Source organism: Alteromonas lipotrueae (genome assembly GCF_019249255.1).
Classification (GTDB): domain Bacteria; phylum Pseudomonadota; class Gammaproteobacteria; order Enterobacterales; family Alteromonadaceae; genus Alteromonas; species Alteromonas lipotrueae.
In genome coordinates this window covers 296,426-317,980 of sequence record NZ_JAESDJ010000001.1, presented here as the reverse complement: position 1 = coordinate 317,980, position 21,555 = coordinate 296,426, and the positions used below count along the sequence as shown (strand labels likewise).

At 43.2% G+C, this 21,555-nt stretch carries 15 protein-coding genes; 8 read left to right on the top strand and 7 right to left on the bottom strand.

The annotated features are described in order from the left end of the window. Position 1: 1 nt before the first annotated feature. Positions 2-517 (top strand): methyl-accepting chemotaxis protein, encoded by a 516-nt coding sequence (locus KYS23_RS20955; RefSeq protein ID WP_420838746.1) that lies wholly within the window; start codon positions 2-4, stop codon positions 515-517. Positions 518-605: 88 nt separating this feature from the next. Continuing rightward, the gene (locus tag KYS23_RS01315) at positions 606-1,211 is read left to right on the top strand and encodes a YigZ family protein (protein WP_159528986.1); all 606 of its coding nucleotides are present in this window, start codon (positions 606-608) and stop codon (positions 1,209-1,211) included. Between the two features lie 118 nt (positions 1,212-1,329). Here the strand turns inward: KYS23_RS01315 and KYS23_RS01310 are convergent, their stop codons facing one another. The 3 genes from KYS23_RS01310 to KYS23_RS01300 form a co-directional block, all read right to left on the bottom strand. Beyond that, a complete protein-coding gene (locus KYS23_RS01310; RefSeq protein ID WP_159528984.1) occupies positions 1,330-1,866 on the bottom strand; it encodes a peroxiredoxin-like family protein in 537 nt (178 codons plus the stop codon). A 137-nt stretch (positions 1,867-2,003) separates the two neighbouring features. Continuing rightward, entirely contained in the window at positions 2,004-3,935 is a 1,932-nt protein-coding gene (locus tag KYS23_RS01305; protein WP_218417944.1) for a M1 family metallopeptidase, read from the bottom strand. Between the two features lie 185 nt (positions 3,936-4,120). Continuing rightward, positions 4,121-4,549 (bottom strand): organic hydroperoxide resistance protein, encoded by a 429-nt coding sequence (locus KYS23_RS01300; RefSeq protein ID WP_218396153.1) that lies wholly within the window; start codon positions 4,547-4,549, stop codon positions 4,121-4,123. A 205-nt stretch (positions 4,550-4,754) separates the two neighbouring features. On the opposite strand from KYS23_RS01300, the gene KYS23_RS01295 reads away from it, so the two are divergent. The 5 genes from KYS23_RS01295 (at position 4,755) to KYS23_RS01275 (ending at position 7,604) form a co-directional block, all read left to right on the top strand. Next, on the top strand, positions 4,755-5,234 hold the full coding sequence (locus KYS23_RS01295) for a MarR family winged helix-turn-helix transcriptional regulator (RefSeq protein ID WP_218396283.1): 480 nt from the start codon (positions 4,755-4,757) through the stop codon (positions 5,232-5,234). Positions 5,235-5,707: 473 nt separating this feature from the next. Then, on the top strand, positions 5,708-6,166 hold the full coding sequence (locus KYS23_RS01290) for a DUF3291 domain-containing protein (protein WP_159528978.1): 459 nt from the start codon (positions 5,708-5,710) through the stop codon (positions 6,164-6,166). 33 nt (positions 6,167-6,199) lie between these two features. Further along, entirely contained in the window at positions 6,200-6,355 is a 156-nt protein-coding gene (locus tag KYS23_RS01285; RefSeq protein WP_201299237.1) for a PhzF family phenazine biosynthesis protein, read from the top strand. A gap of 246 nt (positions 6,356-6,601) precedes the next feature. Further along, positions 6,602-6,814 carry a hypothetical protein gene (locus KYS23_RS01280; protein ID WP_218417943.1) on the top strand — a complete coding sequence of 71 codons (213 nt, stop codon included), beginning with the start codon at positions 6,602-6,604 and terminating at the stop codon, positions 6,812-6,814. Between the two features lie 472 nt (positions 6,815-7,286). After that, positions 7,287-7,604, top strand: coding sequence for a hypothetical protein (locus KYS23_RS01275; RefSeq protein ID WP_218417942.1), 318 nt, complete (start codon positions 7,287-7,289; stop codon positions 7,602-7,604). Between the two features lie 170 nt (positions 7,605-7,774). On the opposite strand, the gene KYS23_RS01270 is transcribed toward KYS23_RS01275, so the two are convergent. The 4 genes from KYS23_RS01270 to KYS23_RS01255 form a co-directional block, all read right to left on the bottom strand. Next, positions 7,775-8,215, bottom strand: a complete 441-nt coding sequence (locus tag KYS23_RS01270; RefSeq protein ID WP_218417941.1) for a PAN/Apple domain-containing protein — start codon at positions 8,213-8,215, stop codon at positions 7,775-7,777. Next, positions 8,216-14,653, bottom strand: coding sequence for a toxin TcdB middle/N-terminal domain-containing protein (locus KYS23_RS01265; protein WP_218417940.1), 6,438 nt, complete (start codon positions 14,651-14,653; stop codon positions 8,216-8,218). A 23-nt stretch (positions 14,654-14,676) separates the two neighbouring features. Beyond that, positions 14,677-14,997 (bottom strand): hypothetical protein, encoded by a 321-nt coding sequence (locus KYS23_RS01260; protein WP_218417939.1) that lies wholly within the window; start codon positions 14,995-14,997, stop codon positions 14,677-14,679. A gap of 392 nt (positions 14,998-15,389) precedes the next feature. Continuing rightward, positions 15,390-17,987 carry a glycoside hydrolase family 3 C-terminal domain-containing protein gene (locus tag KYS23_RS01255; protein ID WP_218417938.1) on the bottom strand — a complete coding sequence of 866 codons (2,598 nt, stop codon included), beginning with the start codon at positions 17,985-17,987 and terminating at the stop codon, positions 15,390-15,392. A 460-nt stretch (positions 17,988-18,447) separates the two neighbouring features. Here KYS23_RS01255 and KYS23_RS01250 point away from each other — a divergent pair, with 460 nt between their 5' ends. After that, positions 18,448-21,504: a TonB-dependent receptor gene (locus KYS23_RS01250; RefSeq protein WP_218396162.1), complete on the top strand. Its 3,057-nt coding sequence runs from the start codon at positions 18,448-18,450 to the stop codon at positions 21,502-21,504. Positions 21,505-21,555: the final 51 nt, after the last annotated feature.

The following is a 21,555-nucleotide window of genomic DNA, read 5'->3' as shown; positions in this document are numbered from 1 at the left end:
TATTGCGCAAGCCGCCGAGCTTGCTGTATCTACCGCAGAAGAAACGTCGCAAATTGCCTCAGATGGCGCCTCTTCTCTTCAACGTAGTATTGATGTATTCCAAGTTGCGTTAGACGAAGTTGATCAAACTAATAAGTTAATGCACGAACTCAGTGAGCAATCGCTGAAAATTGAAACTATCGTAACCACAATTAGCGGAATTGCCGATCAGACCAACCTTCTTGCACTGAATGCTGCTATTGAAGCGGCCCGCGCAGGCGAGCAAGGTCGTGGCTTCGCCGTAGTTGCTGATGAAGTTCGTCAACTTGCACAGCGTACTAGTGATTCAACAGTAGAAATTGAATCTGTAGTGGCTGAAAACCGCAAACTTGCGAATAAATCGACTAGCAAAATGGCAGTAGTGAAGGACAACGTAGACCTTAACAGTCAGCAAATCACCCAAGTACAGGGTGTGATGGATGAAATCCTTAAAGGTGCGACAAACGTATCGGAAACGGTTTCAGGCATTCTACGTTAATGTAAAGTAGTTTCTAGTAAAGTAGTAAAACACAAAACGTTGTTGTACCTGTATTTAGCCTAACGCGAAATTCAGTTACAATGACGTGATGTCGTATCCCGTCCCCGCTCAACAGATTGAAACCCTGTACGAGATTAAAAAAAGTAAGTTTATTGCCTTTGCCGCTTTCGCCGATAGCCGCGAAGCCGCTATGGCACACCTCGCAAATGTAAAGCAACAATACCCAGATGCTCGCCATCATTGTTGGGCGTATTTACTTGGTAATCCCCATTCCCCATCCAGCGCAGCAATGGCCGACGACGGCGAACCAAGTGGCACAGCCGGAAAACCCATTCTTAATGTTTTACAGCACAAAGGTGTGGGCGATGTCATGGTGATTGTTACCCGCTACTTTGGCGGTATTAAGTTGGGTGCAGGTGGTTTAGTGCGAGCTTACTCAGCCTCGGCGCAGCAAGCTATGGAACAACTTCCCACGCGAGAAGAAGTGCGTCTTTATGATGTCTCTATTAATATCGATTTTAAGCACGAGCAATTTATCCGGCATTTATGCGAACAATTTTCGGGCAAGGTAGTTAGGTGTAACTATGCACAGCACGTTACCGTTGATGTGCAATTGCCAAGTCACGCCATCGACGAGTTTCAAGAAAAAACTGCTGCCATGGCTATTAGTTTAACGCGCTCTGACAATGACTAATCATTGTTGGTAATCCCAGCACTTATCTAAAATATGTAACGAGAATTTATGACGAGCATTAAAAAGCCCGCTCAGCGGGCTTTTTGTTCTTAAACATTCCATATAGCGGCGATATTAACTATCCGTTAAAGGTGCCGCGAATTGGGTAATCATTTTCTGGGTCGCGAATAAATTCCAATCCGGATACCAGCTGTTCTAAATCAGGGCGTACAAAAGGTGCATTCGCCAACTCACTGATTTGAATTGTGTTGTTTTGATTTAAAATAAACAAGGCAGGCTCAGCGAAATTATGGTCGGTTTCCTTTTCGCTGCGAGGCACAGAAATATACAAACCTAACCCTTTCATATCATCTTCGCTTAAACCCGAAGCAATAGGGAACGTAATCGATAAGTCTTCAAGATGCTCATTCAACTGAGATTGACTGTCAGCAGATACCGCGATTACATCAACGCCTAGCGCTAACAAACGCCCTTTGTAGTCTTCAAGCGCGTTTAGATACTTGGTACAAATTGGACAGTGCTTACCACGGTAAACAACCACCATCTTCCAATCGCAACCTTCACGTTTGTTGCTTAATGAAACGGCCTCACCAGTGCTCAGTGTTACCTGCACATCGGGAAATGAGGAATCAGGTTGTAGTTTTTGCGTATACATACAGTCTCCTTAATTGCGTATTAGCTACATGAACCAATTACATCGGTAATATCAGTTATCAGTAGCGCTAACCATCCCGCTAGTGCTACCAATAATACCTAATTAGTTCTACGCCTTAAGGCTTGTAAAGATCGCTTTTATTCCACAAAGCCCTCGTTGGCTCTTATGGTTAACGGGTGATAACCCGGCCTCGCTTGTTCAAAGGCACGTTTAGCAAATGCTTTACCTTCTGGGGTTTTCGATAACTCGCGATACAGCGGTTTAACTAATTTATTACGGCCAATGTTAACAAGGTACTCGTACAATCTGTCGTAGGCTGGTTTGTATTCATTTGCCACCGCAATCATCAACCAACTGTGGGCTATTTCGTTATTTTGCGTGGTGGTTAACGAGAATGCGGTATCTAATGCAGCTAATTGCTTTGCTGATAGTTCATTTGGCATATTGTTCAAGAAATATAGCCACTCATGCACAGTCCATAGTTCTGTATCTATATTTACCGCTTCTTCGTCGCCTCCTAACCAAGCACTGCGAGTAGTATCAATTTTATCAAAGGCATCCGATTCAGGTACTGGCGCACCTTCAGGAATTCCAGGTTCAAAAACCCATTTGTGAATACGAACTTTACTCAGCTTATCTGGGTATTGCACCAATAAGGTTTCATCCAAATAGGCCAAGAACGTATCGGTGGTAATACTCTTAAACGCGAAGTCTTCAAAGTACTGCATTAAAAACGCATCGAAATTTCCACGTCCGATTTTGTTTTCAATTTCGCGTAAAAAGAGCGCACCTTTTTCGTAAGGGATATTTGAGAAAACATCGTCTGGGTTTCTGCCGCGAAGGTCTATAGCTAAAATTTCATCTTCTTCGTTTAGGGCCTGTATATCGTTTTGTAAATCTTGATACCCCAACACCGCTTCTTTTTTAAATCGGTCGTGGCCGTATATCATTTCCATAATGCGGTAAGTTAAATAAGTGGTAAAACCTTCGTTTAGCCACAAGTCGCGCCACGTAGCATTGGTAACCGTATTGCCCGACCAGCTGTGCGCCAGCTCATGAGCAATAAGCGATACTAAGCTTTTATCGCCAGCGATGACGGTAGGCGTAATAAACGATAAGCGTGGGTTTTCCATACCACCAAACGGGAAAGAAGGCGGTAAAATCAGTAGGTCGTAGCGATCCCATTGATACGGACCATAGGTTTTTTCCGTGACTTCTAACATGGCTTCAGTATCTTCGAATTCTTTTGCCGCGGCATCTAATACGCTAGGTTCAGCATAAACGCCCGTGCGCTTGCCCATTGGCTTAAATTTCAAATCACCAATTGCCAATGCAATTAAGTAAGACGGTACAGGCTGCGGCATAGTAAACGCGTATTCACCATCGCGAGCAGTGGTGGGGTCGTTTGAAGCACTCATCACTGCCAATAAGTCTTCAGGCGTATGAATAGTGGCAGTGTAGGTTACCCGTACTTGAGGAGAATCCTGTAGCGGTATAAAGCTTCTCGCATGCATAGCTTGCGCTTGGGTAAACAAGAAAGGATGTTGTTTTCCGGCAGTTTGCGCTGGCGTTAACCACTGTACACCCGACGCCTCAGGCGACGTTGAATAGACGATAGTTAGCTTATCAGCACCTTCAGGCAACTCAACAGATAGCGGCGTACCAAGTTCAGGATCGGCGTCGCCCATAGTAAAAGGCACTGCATCGCCGTTTACCGTTACCGATGTAATATCCAGTGCACGAGTATCAAGAACAACCGTGTTAAAGCTAGGCGCGCTGCGTTCAACCGCTAGCGTAGCACTACCGGATAATTTTGACGTTTCAAAATCTGCCGTTAAGTCTAAATCTAAGTGAGTGACTCGCACTTCTGATGGATTCGCGAATGAGTGGTAATCTTTACCCTCTTCAATTTCACTAACCACATCAACTTTAGATACTGCGCTCTGTGCAGCTACTTTGCTATCGGCGCTATCAGAAACCGCAGATGGTGTTTTAGTTTCTTTTGAGGGTTGTTCGCTACACGCAAACAACATTGGCGCACAAATGGCTACCCAGCCTATATTCTTCATAATACTTCCAGTTATTTTTTCTGTCTTTTCCATAATAACAAAGAAGTACCCTATTGCTTAAGCCCAAAAACGACAAGCAACGACACCAAAAGTTAAATTGACGATTCACGCCCTCCCTCACCTGTAAATTGCAGTGCGATAATTCGGTGAGAAAGGGAGTAAGGAGGAAGCAAGTAGTAGACGTTTTAGGCTACTGAAATTTGCACATCAATATTGCCACGAGTGGCATTTGAGTAGGGGCAAACTTGATGCGCTTTTGCCACTAGGCTTTCTGCTGCAGATTTCTCCATATCACCTAAGTCGACATTCAGTTTTACTGCAATAGCAAAGCCTACTTCGATGGGCCCAATAGATACATCGCCAGTTACACTAATATCGCTGCCCAATTTGATTTTTTCCGCAGCAGCTACATGCTTGAGCGCACCAATGAAACACGCTGAATAGCCCGCTGCAAACATTTGCTCTGGGTTAGTACCACTGCCACCCGCTCCACCTAATGCTTTTGGTGTTGAAAGGGCTACATCTAAGTTTCCGTCACTTGATTTTGCTGTACCTTCACGACCACCTGTTGCAGTTGCTGTACCGGTATAAACCACCTGTTGAAGTGTGTGCATTGTATAAATCCTCGTTTGCCTTGCTCATAGTGAGCATTCTGTTGAACATAAATAATGAATAAGAAATGCAAATTTATTTTGCATACAAAATAAATTAACACTAATGCGGCTTGTAGATCAAGTCTTTTGCATGCAAAATATTAATCATACCCTTTACACCCTTTTAGGAGCACTCATGTCTGATAACGCTAGGCTTGATGAATATATGCCCGACGACTGCGGGGCTGAAGCGCTTTCATCAGAAGCACTTAGGCCCGATTCGCTCAAGTTAGAAAGCCAGTTGTGCCATCGGTTTTACACGCTATCTAATGCGTTTACTCGCGCCTATCGTCCACTGCTGAAAAGCCTTGATATTACCTACCCACAGTATGTAGTGATGATGGCTTTGTGGGAGCAGTCTAATGTGACCATTGCCGAGCTACTCGCTAAAACCGTGATAGACGGCGGCGCTATGACACTGATCCTTAAAAAGCTAGAGCAAAAAGGGTTATTGGGTGTGGTCAAAGATGAGCATGATAAGCGTGTACGCCGAGTTGTGTTGTCGAAAGCAGGTGAAAATGCCAAGCTGAAAGCGCTTGATGTGCCTGCGCAAATGTTATGTAAATTGGATGGCATGTCGAAAACTGAAGCGAAGCAACTTGTTGTATTAATGGATAAACTACAAGGGTGCTTTAACGTAGATTGAATACACGGTTAGCGAGTCCCCCAAACATTGCTAATGCCAATTTCACTTTAGCACTTGTGTATAGTGTAGTCATAGTTTGGTTGGTCGTTACTTTTATCGCTACAAGGACTGTCACTTCTATTTATGAAGAGCATCATCGTTTCCGACATTTTTGGAAGAACTAACCATCATTTCGTACTACCCTTATATTCCCAGCATCAGAATTGTATTTTTCAGTGAAAGAACTAATGGATAAGTTAGGCTGCAACAGCACCATAAAATGTAGACTAGTTTTGTATCTTCATGGGTTTATGAATGCTCATTCTGTAAGTTATAATCTGCAGGGTTGTAGGCAAGAAATGTTGGTGTTGCGCGAAACGTTAGAGGGGGTTATAGAAATCACATAACTAGACGCTCGCTAAAATTGATACGTCCGCCTATTATCCAAGACGATATGCTGCACCTGAACTTAGTAGACATCAAAGAGAACTCATATGCATCTTGCACAATTAAATATTGCCAAAGCAAAGTATTCTTTAGAATCTACTGAGATTAAAGAATTCGTAGATAATTTAGACCCTGTTAATCGTATAGCAGAATCAAGCAGCGGCTTTATTTGGCGATTAAAGGACGACAGTGGAAATGCTACTGAAATTCAAGCTTTTTCAGATCCGAATATTATCGTAAATATGTCAGTGTGGGATTCGGTCGATGCGTTGAAGAACTTTATGTTTAGAACTCACCATAAAGACTTCCTTAGTCGTAAAAAAGAGTGGTTTTTTGAAATTCCCGAAGATACTTATGTTTTATGGTGGATTCCAGTAGGTCACATCCCTTCACTTGAAGAGGCGGTAGAAAAATTAGAATATCTACGGAGTAATGGCGAGACTCCAAAAGCATTTTCTTTTAAATGTAATTTTAGTGCCACTGAATTCATCCTGAGTAATACCTAACACATTGGCCAAAAAATCGAAAAGAGACTATTGATGAATATCGATGTTGCATTGGTAAGTTCCTTTACTGAAAATGGTAAAGTCGGGAACCCTGCGGGTGTTGTCTTGAATGTTGATGGCTTGTCTAATGCGCAAAAACTAAAAGTCGCGCAAGCGGTAGGCTATTCAGAAACGGCTTGTTACCGATGATGACGAAACAGACCAAGTTGGTGTAGCGTCTGGTGCTCATTTTGTGTTTACTGCCGGCAATCACTTTTTGAAAAACGACAACTGATGACTATCGTTAATCAGTAAGTGTTTACCGTAACCGTAGAACACATCGAAGACCTCCACGCGTTAAAATGGCTATCGACGAGTAGCATCAGCCATTGAATCATTTCTGTCTATTTTACCTGCTACACTTACAAGGCGTTTACCGATTAATGGGGAATAGAAATGGCTCAGCACAACAAATCAGAGGTGACACTTGAAGCGTTAGAGGCAGAAATAGCCGACCTTATCGATGACCCTGCACTCAGAGAAGAATGGCTAAATAGCAACGTTCCCATTCTGGAATCAAAAACGCCTAAAAGCTATTTCCACACTCCCTCGGATAGAACGAGGCTTATGCAAGTTGTGCTTGAAATGAAATTTGGTGAGATAGCTTAGTAACACTTCAACATTTCTCTGGGCGTCCAGAGCGGAAACGGGAACAATCCTCCCCATTGAATGCAAATCCGCCTGAGCGGGTTTGGTTTCAAACAAAGAATGTTTAAATTAATCAGTTACTTTCCACGATTCGAGTCTAGAAAAAACGACACTCGAAATAACCTGTAAGTTTTCAACCATGTTTTTTTCAGACGACGTGAACCTAAACACAAGATTTTCACTGCTTATAGTTATTGCATACTCCGGTTCTAACAGCGCACCAGTTCATATTAGATAGCGGCTTAATCCAGTTAAGCCAGCGCACGATTCCGTCTGAAAAAACGCAGTTGCTTTTTTAATTAATTCAGCAAACAAATTTCCTTTGGAACGAATCATGCTGAAGAAAAAACTCAAGATTAGAACCACGCATTTGATATGTTTTTAATCCATATTTTTCTAACATAAGTCATCAAGCAAAAGCGAGGGTCGGCTTATGAACACTACGGTAAAAGATTGGTACATTGTTACAGTTATGGATGGTGAGCAATTGGTCGGTGAAGTGTTGCATGGTACGGTGGCAGACGATCAAACTTTTCGTTTTTTTGAAGGGGACTATGTGACAACATCACGGATCGTGTCGATGGATGTTAAGGCTCAGCAGGTAATAACCGCCAGTAACTCTTACTATGCCCTTAAGGGAAGTGGAAAACGGGCCATCATCGACTTAGACGATTTCGAACTCCTTCGGCATGGATTTTCGCCAGAGCAAATTCGAGCGTTAAACAGCTCATCGCCTCTTTTAGCCCATTAGCTTTGGCACCAACCAAAGGAAGCGAAGCACCAAAACCAAACGCCTGATAAAAGAAAACCAGCTCCCGCTGGCTTTCGTTTGCTTGACTTAGGTTGCTCCCATACTACTGATCTTTTGATTCTTATACAGTCAAACCTATTTAAATCAGATAAATATGTGCCTAGTCTATTTTATTCAGATTTAAAGTTGATAATTGCTTTTCCGTCTTTGATAATTGCGTAAACAGGACTTCTATTAGAAGTATTAAAGTGTTCTTGCAAATCCCTCGCTAACATCGAAACATTATCATAAGAATATGATTTATCGCTCAAACACTCAGACAAACTACTATTAATTACTTTCAGTATGTTGTCTGGATAGCCTGTATGCTCTATTCGTAAGTACTTATCTGAATAGATAGTCTTCAAACCTAGATCAAAACTTACTGATTCAATATTTTTAATATGGGAATCAGAAATTTTACCAATTACTTCTGCGCAATCGGTAGGAATTGGAATTCTCAAAACTCCGTATTTTTGATCGCGGGTAGGTTGCTCATAAGTCGGTTTACTGAAATAACCCAAAGCAAAACTTAATGCGAGCAATACTACTGATAAAATAAACTTTTTCATTTAACAACCTTGCATCTTCATGGTTATACATTGTTGATGAACAATGTTTGCATTATCAGGCAGCCTCAAGGCACCTACGATTCCTAAAGGCTTTATGTTAACCGTTGTATTGTAGTCAGTACTCAAGACTTTGGTTTCCACCCTTTGTCCTACATTGCTAACATTTCCATTACCATCCTCTAACCACTGTGTTGTTACAGTTTCCTGTGTAGTCTCTGTTGAAGTAGTCACATAATCAACTTCAAACTCAGAATAAACTGAAGCATCAACCAGTCGCCATGCTCCTTCAGGTCCATATTTTAATCCCGGAGGTGGATCTCCAATGAACTTGGTATATACCCTAGCTCGTTTTATAGACTCAACTTTAGGATCTTGTACTTCAGGCTCTTGAACATCAACTCTTTTCTTTAGCTGTTTACCATCACTTCTTAAACCATCAGTCACAAATTTGTTCATTGCAAACTGAAATGCTGCGGTAATGGCTCCATTAGCGAACTTCCCACCTGTTATTTTAGAAATAGTTCCGCCTAAAACAGCAGATGCTATTGCCCCTTCGATCAATTTACTAGAGATCATTCCTGCTACTTGAGCACCCTTTGTCAAACCAGCACTAATAAAGCCATGCCCAAACTTCCCACCTTGCAAATCAGATATGATTCCTCCAGTGACACCATGCGCTAGGGCTTTTACGGCATTGTGTGCCCCCATAGTTGCCTGACCAACCCCTAAGAAAGCCATAGAAGTAAACGCACCAGTTAACGCTCCTCTGAGACTACCTGTACTTACGTATCCAGACGCAAATCCCGTAGCGGCGGCAATTCCGTATGCTGTACCAATTGCTCCGGCTTTTAGGGCAGCAAGAGCGTAGTAACCTCCCACAGCCGCCAATCCAACAGCAACAATAGTTCGCCAATGCTTCTTCACAAACTTCCCAAGTGCCTTAAAGAAATACCCACTAGGATCGGTGTAACTCATTGGATTATTTAGCACATAGCTATAGCGGTTATAGTTCTGACTATTCATTGGAGCCTGAATATGCGGATCAGCCTGCAAAAACCTACCCAAGGTTGGATCATAGATCCGACCATTCATATGGATAATCCCAAGCCCATCCATCATATTATGGCCAGTATAGCCTCGGTCGGTCGGCTGCATGTAACTGGCATTCGCAAATACCGATGCTTGGTGGATTTGAGTGCGCTTTCCAAACGGGTCAAAGAATGCCTGCTGTACTACAGTGCCATTAACGTTCGTTACCGTGGTAATAGATCCCTGATGGTCTTTATGTAAATAAGAGTATTCTTTTGTCCCGTTACTTCGGTGTGAAATAACAATGTCTCCGGCTACGTAATACTTGTGTTCCGTTGATGAGCCACTACCACCGGTCCTTCTCACTTCTTCATAATTGCCAAGGTAGATAGTTTGATATTCGTTCGTCTTTCCGGCTTCGACACGTTTCTCTTTCTTAAAGTAAAGTTCACGATCCACACCGTACTTCATGTCTGCGTATAGGCCACCTTTGGTAATTCGAGTAGGCTTATCGTAGGTGCCATAGTTGAATGTGCGTCCAGTGCCGTCACTACGGATGTTACCGTTATTGTCGTAGGCAAACGAACCAAAACCTGTAGCTGAGGTAAGGCGATGTACGCGGTTTGCATCACTATAATTATAGTTACTAACACCATTTTTCTTTTTCAAATTACCGAAGCCGTCATATTGATAATCGATGTTATCATCGAAAATTGAGGGCATGTTAGCCCCCCAATCGGCTACGCTCACTGAGCGGTAATCGAGGCGGTTCAGGTCATCGTAAGTGTAAGTCTCGGTAAACTTCGCCCCCACACCTGGGTTGGTACCGTACTCTGTCGTTCGAGTTTTTACGTTACCCATTTCATCGTGAGTCACCCCCGAGTAGAAAATTGCCGAAGATGAACGCATTACGCGCGTACTGGTGTGCCAACCGGTATCTCCACGGTAACCAAAGTGAGTGCGAATATTGTTTCCGTAAAGAATCTCAACTGCTTGACGTCGTCGATCGAATTCTTTTACTTCTTTAAGCAACGCACCAGTGGCGTTATTGGTAATCTTATAGAGGGCTCCGGACGACGTCTTGTAATGCATTTTCACTTGCAGTCGGTTGCCTTGGCTGTCTGCTGGAAAGGTTTTTAAAGAAGGACGGCTATAACCGTCAAAACTGGTATTCTGGTAATAGGTTTTTCCACCTGCGTAAGTACGGGTTTCAATTGGGCGTTCTGCACTGTCATACTTGAAGTACTTACGTATTGTGGCCGCGGTGGTGGGCGATGTACCGCAAGACTGGTTTTTACCATCATATTTTGCAGTCGCAAAGAGTCTACCCGCTTTGTATGCATCTCTGTTATCGCTGTTATTAGTGGCGTAATGCCAACAAAGTGTTCCTTCGTTCGCTTGGTAACTACGAATTTTTCTGCCTAATTTGTCGTAATTAAGCGTGAAGGTATGTCCGCGAGCAGTTTTCTGTGTATACAACTCACCAAACGCATTGTAAGTGTAAATCCAAGTACCTTTATCAGGGTCGGTCATCTTGGTTTTGCGGCCGTACGTATCGTACCAGTTCTGAATTTTGCTGCTCTTACCGTCGGCTTCGGTAATGGTTTCTTTCAGGTTACCATACGCGTCATATTTAAATTGTACCTCTCCACCTAATGCGTCAATGGTTTTAGTTGTCTGACCAAAACCGTTCGCATATTTGAAATAGGCATTGCCACGCTCGTCTAAAGTAGATTGCTCCAAACCATTAACAAAATAAGTGACTATTTCACCGTTGGGCTTGGTGACTTGGTCAACCTGCCCAAGTGCATTATAAGAATAGGTGGTCCGGTAACTGGTAGAGGATGGCTCGGTAACATAATCTACTCGCCCCTGATCATCATAGTACGTAAATACTTTATCCCAATCCTCTTCCGCGCTTCGAACATAACGAGCGACTTCACGCCCCCACTTATCATAATAAGCCTTAACCGCAGATTTGCCCGATTCTGTCTTTGACTCGTAATAGTAAGATCCAGAAACACAATTTAAACACCAATTTCGGGTTATCAAAGTAATGCGACTATCTGGATGGTCAATTTTGTAAGCCCGCCCAAAGTCATCATAGAATGTTTTGGTAGGCCGTGAATTAACAGAATATACCGTTGAGTTTTTAATCAAGCCAGATACAGCGTTTCCATACACACCGTTATACTGGTAGGTAACATAGTTGCCCATAGCATCGTGCTGACGGTGTACGAAGCGCCCATTCCCTTGATATTCAGTTTTTGTTGTACGAGTCTGTGTGCTGCCCGTATTCGTAGAATATCCTGCAACTGAAACCTGTGTTTTATTCCCGTAAGTATCATAAGAGTAAGTAGTGGTTGTTTTGTATTTGGCGTTATCCGGCGACACAATTGCCTGATGAAGATAATTACTACTGTTGTAAGTGAATCGGCTATTACGAGTAATTTTACCTCCACCATTTACGGTTTTTTCAACTCTCGTCGTTTCCAACCGTCCCCAGCGTCTGTCCTTGTACGTATTTACCGTATAGGTCTTCTGGTTGTCACCATATGTACCACTGAAATCGTTACTATCTTTATCGTAAACCGTAACACTGATGTTATCGACATTGCCCCAGGTGTCTTTTACCGTTCTTGTGTTAGTCTGGCTTACGAATTGTGTATTAACCCCGTCATATGTGTAACTTTTCTCAAAGGAATCATAAATATAAGCGTGATATCCCCCCTGTGCAGTCTTCATCGCTTTCAGGTTATTTTTCGCCCACGAGAGAGCATGTGTGCCGATAAATTGCGCCGTAATACGAGGAATACCCGTCAAGACAAAATTAGTATTACCGTGATATTGGTGGTTATAGGTTTCTGTGACTACCCCAGTTTGCTGGTCAATGGTTCTTAGTACTTCAAACCCCAAACTTCCACGGCCTTTTCGATGAAGTAACAATCCACCGTACTGATATTTCACAATAAGATCTTTACTACTTGTGACATCGGTTCGTACTTCAGATACCAGCTTCCCTCCAGCAAATGGTGAAAAGACGTTAGTATGCGTGTTGTATGAAGAGTCTTGACGGAAATATAACGCCGTGTTTGTCATTGGCGTGTATTTAATATTGGTCGCAACACCAAAGCCGTTGGTGATTTTATTCACCGTATATTCGTTTTGGTTTACACGTATGGAGTAACGCCGCCAGTCACTTGAAGAACCAATGTATAAGTCGAGATTTCCATCTCCGTTACCGTCACCAAAGCGAATAGTATTGTTACTGCCGAAACTCCGAGTTCTCACATAAGTAAAATTAACTTTGCTTGGAGATGTGGTTAGACTGCTAACATAAATAGTCCAAGAAGAGTTGCTTGTTGCGTAAAGCATATCTGCCTTACCATCGTAGTTAACATCAACAAACTGAGAGTAATTTGCGCTGTCAGTATCGTATGGCTGCGTCAATATCTGCTCGGCACCGAACGTTTTTCCATTTGATAAACGGTAGCGCCATTTACTCGCATAGGAATAAATCATATCCGTCAAGCCATCACCATTTAAGTCGGCATAACGAATATCTTTATAAGAGGCGGAGAGCGTTTGTACTTTACTGAAATAGGGGTCATTTGCACTGTTGGTTTTGGAAATAAATACCTGTCTATTCGACGTTGTATTCTCTTGCCACGTGCCCATCAAATCACCTTCACATTCTCGCCGAGTTTGGGCGAACAACCGGTCTCCACGGGAGTTGGTACAGTATCCGTCGGTTGACGTGACTTGAAGAATAATATCTGATAAGCCATCACCGTTAATGTCTATAGCGCTGGCGGATTTGATGGTAGCGCGATACATCTGAGCGTGCCCAAATAATGCGTCGCCGCTCAACTCTGAACTAAAAGTGAAAAGGTGATTGTCGGTAAACGATTTATTCCCCGTGTTTAGATAAGCACGAACCTCTTTACCTTTGCGGTAAACAATATCCTCAAAACCGTCGCCATTGACATCCATCACGGCGGCACCACCTTTAAAACCCCAGGCACGCAAGTTAGCCCCTGACGAATTTTTAATATATCCTTTTTTCAAGCTTCGACTTACGGTATGGCTGGGGCATTTGCTCGTACCTTCACATCGAGCTGGTGCTGACTTAGTATTTTCGTAGTACACGATATACCAGTTTTTATCCTCACCATCGGCAACTAGAAGGTCGCGTACACCATCGCCGTTATAATCAATGTTGAGTGCATATTGGCGCTGTGAACCACTATCTCCAATATTTGTTAGCGTAGTGGTTGAAGTAGAGGTCGCCGACTTTAAGCGCCAGTAACCGCTTTTTACGTACATCAGATCAGATTTTCCGTCGCCAGTTAAATCGAAAACCTGAGCTTCATAGCGGTTGTGCTCATCCCCAGTAATGTAAGAATATGCGTTAGTATAATCTACTGCTGTCGTAGTATTTGGGTGTGTCCAAGTTAGGGTCGTAGGTTTTAAACAGTTAGTAGTAGAAGAAGCTAGCGTCGGGCATTCTTGAACAGATGTGAGCATTCTGCGCTTGCTCTCATTATATGCCAATTTGTAAGCACGATATTCAACACCGTCAACTTTGGATACCACACTGGTAAGTACCTTGCGACGCATAGAATAGCCTTTATTGTTGTAGCCCGATGCGTAGAAGCTTTTATTAGTATAATTAAAATTGATAGACGCGAATGGCGCTAGCTTCTTTCCCAGGTGCCCCGAATATTCCACTTTGCTGATATAAGATGAGCCATATTCCTTAAGATAAGAAAAGCGAATATAATTACCCTTACGGTCTCGAATAGCTTTTAACATCCAAGTATTTGCTCTGGCGCTAGAAGCTCCAGAAGCAGTAATAAAGGCATCTGTTCCTGGGGTTACGCTTCCCACAGTCGAATCGTTTCGAGTATCTCCGTAATAGAAAAGCTCACCAGACTTTTTCCATACGACAAACCAGCGAGGGCCGTTTTCAGTATCGCCACCCAATGCTTTCGCATGACTAAAATCGTCATTCTCCAGATAATAGTTAGTGTTTGGCGCACCGTAACTGCCACTTTTAACTTTCATTTTCTGGCCATCAAGACAGAAGCGATCGTTTTTATTAATATTGACCCCTTCAATTCTGCCATCTTGAGAAAGGTTTTTCGGACAGCGCGATATGGCAGACAGACCACTAATATTCCAGCCTACGCCCAAAGGGCCTTCAAACGAGTTAGATGATGAATAAGACAACGCCATCTGTGGCTGAACACCTGCTCGACCAGTAGGCGCTGCTATTGGAATTGTGTAAGTTGCCGACCCACTTTCATCTACTCGAAAATCACCGGGTGTGAGCCCGACTTTTTCTGCAAAGGCAAAAGTTGGCAATACCGCCAGCACAATGGCAAACAATGAATGCAAAGCTTTCATCGGATCTTCCCTGTTCTGTTTTTTTAATTAAAGGATGTAATTACATCTGTCGCACAGTCTATGTATGGCAGATCGACTGTGAACGTGTTGTCGTTGTTATGAAGGGTAATACTCGTATCATAAATGACGTCATTTCCTGACATCACCTGAATTAAAAGGCTCGCATAACGGTCATCTTTGAGATCATATTCAATGAATGCAGCAATGGGGCCGCTCACGGGACATTCTTCAGAATCTTCATTATCTAGAATGGAAACAGAAAGTACCTCAGGGATCAGGTTTTCTGCGGCACAAATTAGCGGGAATATTAGGAATAAAGATAACAGCGTTGGTTTAATTTTCATTGTAAACAAATCCATGTTTTCATTTTTAGAATGAGTCTTTCCATATATCACTCGTCGACAATATACGTAGTTTTACCTCACCTCGCGTTCAAAAACCAACCAGAAACTAACAGCTTTAATAAAAATTTAACATTTATGTAGATAGCAACTTCAATAAGGCGGGTTTGAAATGGTTTAACGCTTTTGTGCACGTAAGTGAACTGACGCGCCGAAATGTGAGCTTTCTCCATTATTTGATGTGTGCGAGAAAAAAAACTTTTGCATTCAGATGTACCTATCTACTCGTACACCCTTCTTGGTAGAGGTAGTCAGTGCCATCGTTAAGGCACTGACTATTGCAATATTATGAGGATAACCGTTCAACCATTTAATAGGGAAGAACGAACATAATATCAGGGAAGATTAATGGTATGTTGCACAACGTTATCGCTACGCTTCACACCTTGTCCCCCACCTATAGTTACCCGTAACTTACCCTTATAAGGTTGGCGCTGACCCTGTTCATCAACATAAATAAGTTGAGAATCATCAATGATGAATTGCATTGACTGGCTTTCTCCCCCCCCTAAGCTTACTCGTTTAAAAGCAACCAACTCTCGCTGTGGCGTACGAGTGGGCGCATCAGGCATTCCAAGGTAAACTTGAACAACTTCTTGGGCACCTACATCACTTTTGTTGGATAACGTGGCGGCAATATTAAGCCCGTTGTCGGAGTGGGTAACATTGAGCTTATCGTAATGAAAGTCTGCATAGCTAAGGCCGTACCCAAACGGATAAAGCGGGGTACCCTCGAAGTACTTATAGGTTCGATTTACCATACTGTAATTTTTAAAGTCGGGTAAGTCTTCGACAGACTGATAAAAAGTGACTGGCAGTCTGCCAGAAGGGCTAGTGTCACCATAAAGAAGATTCAGCAATGCCGGCCCAGTTTGCTCCCCAGGATAGAAACCTTGAATGATAGCGTTCAGGTTTTTGTCCTCCCAGTTTAGTGCTATTGCGCTTCCGCTCATGTTAACCATAACAATGGGTTTGCCCAGTTTATGAAGCGCTTTTAGTAGTGATGATTGGCTCTTGGGCAGTTTGATATTCGTTCTATCTCCATGAGAGAACCCATCAATCTCCAGAGGCATTTCTTCTCCCTCCAGTTCAGCGCTAATACCACCAACAAAAACAATAACATCAGACTGTTTTGCCACTCTAATGGCTTCACTCTCTAAATTTTTATCTTCTAATAACCATTTGAAACTGATTTCTGGTTCAATCACATTACTGTGCCAGAACCGCTGAATAAGTGACTCAGCCTTAAAGTCATAGGGTTTACCTGCCTCAAGATAGCGACTTTCGGTTGTCAGTTCTCCGTCTAGATAGACCTCGACATTTTTCATTTTAAAGTAATAATTTCCAGATTCTTGTGGGGTAATTTTGCCCGTCCAACGCACTGCAAACTCTTGATTTGATGATTTGTTAAACGGTATATCTGCGTTCGTAACATTGATGTTTTTTTCAATTTGACGCTTGCTAGGCTGGAGATTGAAGTGACTTGAAGAGTAATAGTTAGCGACTAAACCTGAGTTTGATTCGCCTTGCATATTTACATGGGTGAAAACCGTGGAAGGCACAGGACTAAAATGCGTAAAAATGGTTTCCGTAATACTGCTCCCTGGCGCGTAACCTAATTGGTCTGAAGGCAGCGCCTGCGAAAAGGCTTCTCTCGGCGTAACAGGCGTCACGGGAGTGCCATGGTAATTACCCACAAGTATGGCGGGATTGTCGGCATTCGGCCCGATAAGCGCTATTTTACTATTACGTTTTAGGGGCAACACACCATCATTTTTAAGTAAAACCATGGATTTCTCTGCCGCTTCTCGTGCCAATTCAGTATGGTTTTTAGCACCCACCACAGACATAGGGATTTTGGTATAAGCATGTGTACTGCTGCTATCAAACATTCCCAGTTTCATGCGTGCAGTCAGCAAACGAGTAAGCGCTCTGTCAACATCACTTTCATCAACCAAATCTTCGGCAACAGCTTTTATTAGATAACTAAAGGTGTTGCCGTGGTGGTCTCCGCAATTTAAGTCCGTACCAGATTTCAAAGCACTCGCTGCCGCGTGAGCAGGGCTATCAACTACATGATGGGAATTTTCATCATAGAAGTCAGCAATAGCACCGCAATCTGATACAACATAACCGGAGAAATTGAATCTTTCTCGTAGGGTATTTTGAAGTAGTTCTTCACTACCACAGGCAGGCGATCCGTTTACTCGGTTATACGCGCACATCACAGATGATACATTTGTAGCCGCAATGGTGTCTTCAAAGGCTCTCAGATAGGTTTCAGTCAAATCTTTTTCGGACGCGGCGTAATCGTCGCTGTGTCGAGAAACTTCAGGGCCACTGTGCACCGCATAATGCTTCAAGGTGGCGACCGATTTAAGGTAGTTTGAGTCATCACCTTCAAGGCCTTTTACAAAATTGATCGCCATTCGAGAAGTTAAATACGGATCCTCTCCGTAGGTTTCTTGGCCTCTGCCCCACCTAGGATCGCGAAAGAGATTAATATTAGGAGACCAATAAGTAAGGCCTGTGTACATCGCATTAGTATCTTCGCGCGAAAACGCGTGGTGCTTAGCACGTCCTTCGTCTGAAATTGTAGACGCTATCCTATAGATAAGAGGCTCGTCGAAGGTTGCAGCCATGCCGATAGCTTGGGGAAATACGGTGGCTTTACCTGCTCTTGCCACGCCGTGTAACGCCTCGTTCCACCAATAATATTCGGGAATGGAAAGGCGCTCTATTGCTGCTGATTTATCAAATAATTGACTCACTTTTTCTTCCAAGGTTAACCGGTCAACTAAATCTGCGACACGAGTCTCAACCGGCAGCGATTGGTTTTGAAATGGCAGTGTTTCAGCATAACTGAGGGAAGTAATTAAAAAGCAGGCGGATATGAGAATTCGCTCAGGCAGTTTTTTGATTATTCGATTCATGAATGTAAATGTCTCATGTCTTTCCTAAGGGACAGTTACGCTAATCATTTGAAATGAAAAAATCGTCAAAACAAAGTTACTTTTGCGTATTTGAACGTTCACGTCATCTCGGATTGATGTGAAAGGGCGCGGAGTAATTCCACAACGCGTCCTATGGGAAGCAACCTCAACAAAACGGCTACTCTCACCACATCACAATGATAACAAAATGTAACAAATATGTTTATTTATTGCCTCACCCAACTCATTCGTCGTTCATTTATACGTTTTTCACAATATTGAACTGTTTTTTTAAATTCATAAAATCAACAAGTTGAGAACAACCCCTCTCTTAAAATGAGATCTTTCGTTCAAATTAGCCGTTCACATCTACGCTGGGCGAAATGTTGTATTTATGTTGTTATTTTTAAATGGAGATTAAACGCTTTGGTGTTTATTAGAAACATGACTAGGGAAAAAAATGAAAAAATATAATAAATCGACGATAACTAATATAGTGAGAAAGCCTAGCTTTAAACTCTCGCTTGTTTCCAGCGCCCTCTTAAGTACGCTATTAGCCTTCCAACCCCAGCTCGCCTTTGCGCAGTCAAACTTCCCCTCAGAAGACAGTAAAAAAAACCAAACTGACGAAAATGTAGAAGACCTTGAGGTCATTGAGGTGCGAGGAATAAAGGAAAACTTAGCAGACGCACAGTTACTTAAGCGCTACGGTGATACCTTTCTTGATGCAATCTCAGCAAAAGATATCGGCGCATTGCCTGACAGAAGTGTGTTGGAGGCTATCGTTCGATTGCCTGGTGTTTCCATCGAACGTTTTGCAGGTGCCAACGATCCAGACCATTTTAGCGTTGAAGGAAGTGGCGTCGTGGTTAGAGGGTTAACCCACACCAGAAGTGAATTCAATGGTCGCGATACCTTTACCGCCGACTCAGGAAGAGGACTTAGTTTTCAGGATGTTCCCCCTGAATTAATGGGCGGTGTCGAATTATATAAGAATCAATCTGCAGAAATGATTGAAGGAGGTATTGCGGGTACCGTAAATTTAATCACTCGCAAACCCTTTGATAGCGACAAGCGTATTTTAGCTTTTTCTGCCGATGCCACCTATAGCGATTTTATAGAAAAAACTACGCCAACCTTTTCTGCATTGTATTCGGATGTGTTTGAAAGTGACTACGGCAAATGGGGCCTGTTGCTAAACTTTTCAGATTCCACGCTTAAAGCGCAATCAGACGGTACCCAAGTCGGTCGATTTGAAACACAAAACCAGCTAATTGACGGCGAAAGTGTCATGGTACCTCGCACCACACGGTTAACTCGAAAGCAAGATCTTAGGGAACGTCAGGGGCTAGCAGCAGCGCTTCAATGGGAGAGCGTAGACGATACTATACTCGCCACAGCACAGTTTATACGGTCAGATTCCTCGTTGTCGTGGACAGAACGCGCCATTGAATTGGCTGACGATGCCGTCATTAATGACTTAATCCCAGCAGAGGGTACAACATTTGATATCGACGAGCAGGGGCTGTTCGAGTCTGGAATAATTACGTCTAACGCGGGTTGGAGAGGAGATGATGCCGAGCGCCAGCCTGGCGGTATTTTCGGTGCTCAACACGCGATGATCACACGCGCCAGAGAGCAACATTCTGTGGTTGATGATATCGGATTAAATGTACGGTACCGCCCCAATGATGAGTGGGCATTTAGCGCAGACTTACAATACGTAGAGTCAACGTCAGATATTGTTGATTTCTCGGTAATGGGCGCTACACGTGCCGTGGTTGGAATCAACAATAATGGAGGCAGCACGCCTGATATATTTCTGACCGACCCAGCTAACGCCGGCGACGAAACGCATTTCTCCAACCCTTACAATTATTTTTGGCGCAGTGCGATGGACCATATTTCAGCCAACGAGGGGGATGAAACCGCAGTAGCGTTAGATGCAAAATATACCTTCGAAGATGGACTGTTTACGTCTATGAAAATAGGAACCCGCTACGCACAAAGACAACAGACCACCCGCCAGTCCACCTATAACTGGGGGTGGTTGTCAGAAGCTTGGGCGGGGAACGGCAATGCTTGGTTCGATGCACAAGGTGATGAGCTTGGCGCTGGACTAGGCGACTTATACGAGGCCGTGTCTTTCCAAGACTTTGCAAGAGGTGGTGTATTAACAACATCAGGAGGAAATACCTTTCTTTTCCCTAAAGAGTCTATCGCTGATAACTATCGTGATGCTGAGTCTACGTTCGCCAGCCTTTCGCCAGGCTGGGCTTCCTTAGCAAGCAGGCCAGGTGCCATAGGTGATTTTTTGCCAAATGAAATTAATGAGACTACCGAAACAAATAACGCATTTTTCGTTCAAGGTAATTTTGAGGGGGAAGTTAAAGGGCTCTTTTTCAGCGGTAACGTTGGTGTGCGCTACGTTAAAATTGAGAATAAGACAGACGGGTTTATTACATTCCCCGATAATCTAGCGGTTCAAGATGATGATCCTGAAAACTTTTTACCGCCTGACCAAGCCGCATTCGGCAATGCTGCCTCAAGGGAACAAACAGCGGTTAGTGATTACAGTAAATTATTACCAAGCTTCAATCTTAAATTAAATCTAAACGACGATATGCTGCTGCGTTTTGGTTACTCCAAAGCCATTGCCCTTCCTGATCTTGGAAACCTTCGCAATTACGTCGAAATACAGGGCGATGATTTGCAGGTTGAATACTCAGGTGAAGGCGATGATAGAGAAATAACCAGTGCGCAATACCAACGCTATACCGCAAAATCTGGCAACCCCTTTCTTAAGCCGATGGAAGCCAACAACTACGACTTCGCCTTTGAATGGTATTTTCCAGAAACCGTTGGCTCGTTGACCACATCATTCTTTTATAAAGATTTAAGTAACTACTTTATCAACGGTTCCACCGATCGCGTATACGAAAATAACGGCGTGTCGCAAATTGTTCAAGTTGATGGCGCTACCAATGGCGATGAGGGCAGCGTTCAAGGTGTGGAGATTGCTTATCAGCAGTTTTTCGATTTTCTACCAGGTGCGTGGAGTGGTTTGGGACTGCAATTTAACTATACCTATGTTGAAGATGAAGGCTCACCCAATCCGGGGTTATCACCAGACAAACCAGATTCTTCTGAAGGTGAAGGCATTGCTTTTGATAACTTACCGCTTGAGGGGCTTTCCAAAGACAACGTGAATATTGTAGCGATGTACGAGAAAAACGGCTTTAACGCCCGCCTTGCTTATAATTGGCGCTCTGAATACCTGTTAACCACGAAAGATGTCATCACTCAGCTTCCCATTTTCAATGAAGCAAATGGGCAGCTTGATGGTTCGTTCTTCTACCGGTTCTCAGACAATATTGAATTGGGGCTACAGGGCACAAATTTAACCAATACGGTCACACGTACCTCCATGCAAATTGACGCTGAAGGGAATCAAGTGGGCCGGTCGTGGTTTGTTAACGATCGCCGAATAAGCTTGGTCGCTAAAGGGACTTTTTAAAAGTTTGAGGATAAAACAGGCATGCCACATATAATGGCATGCCTTTAACGT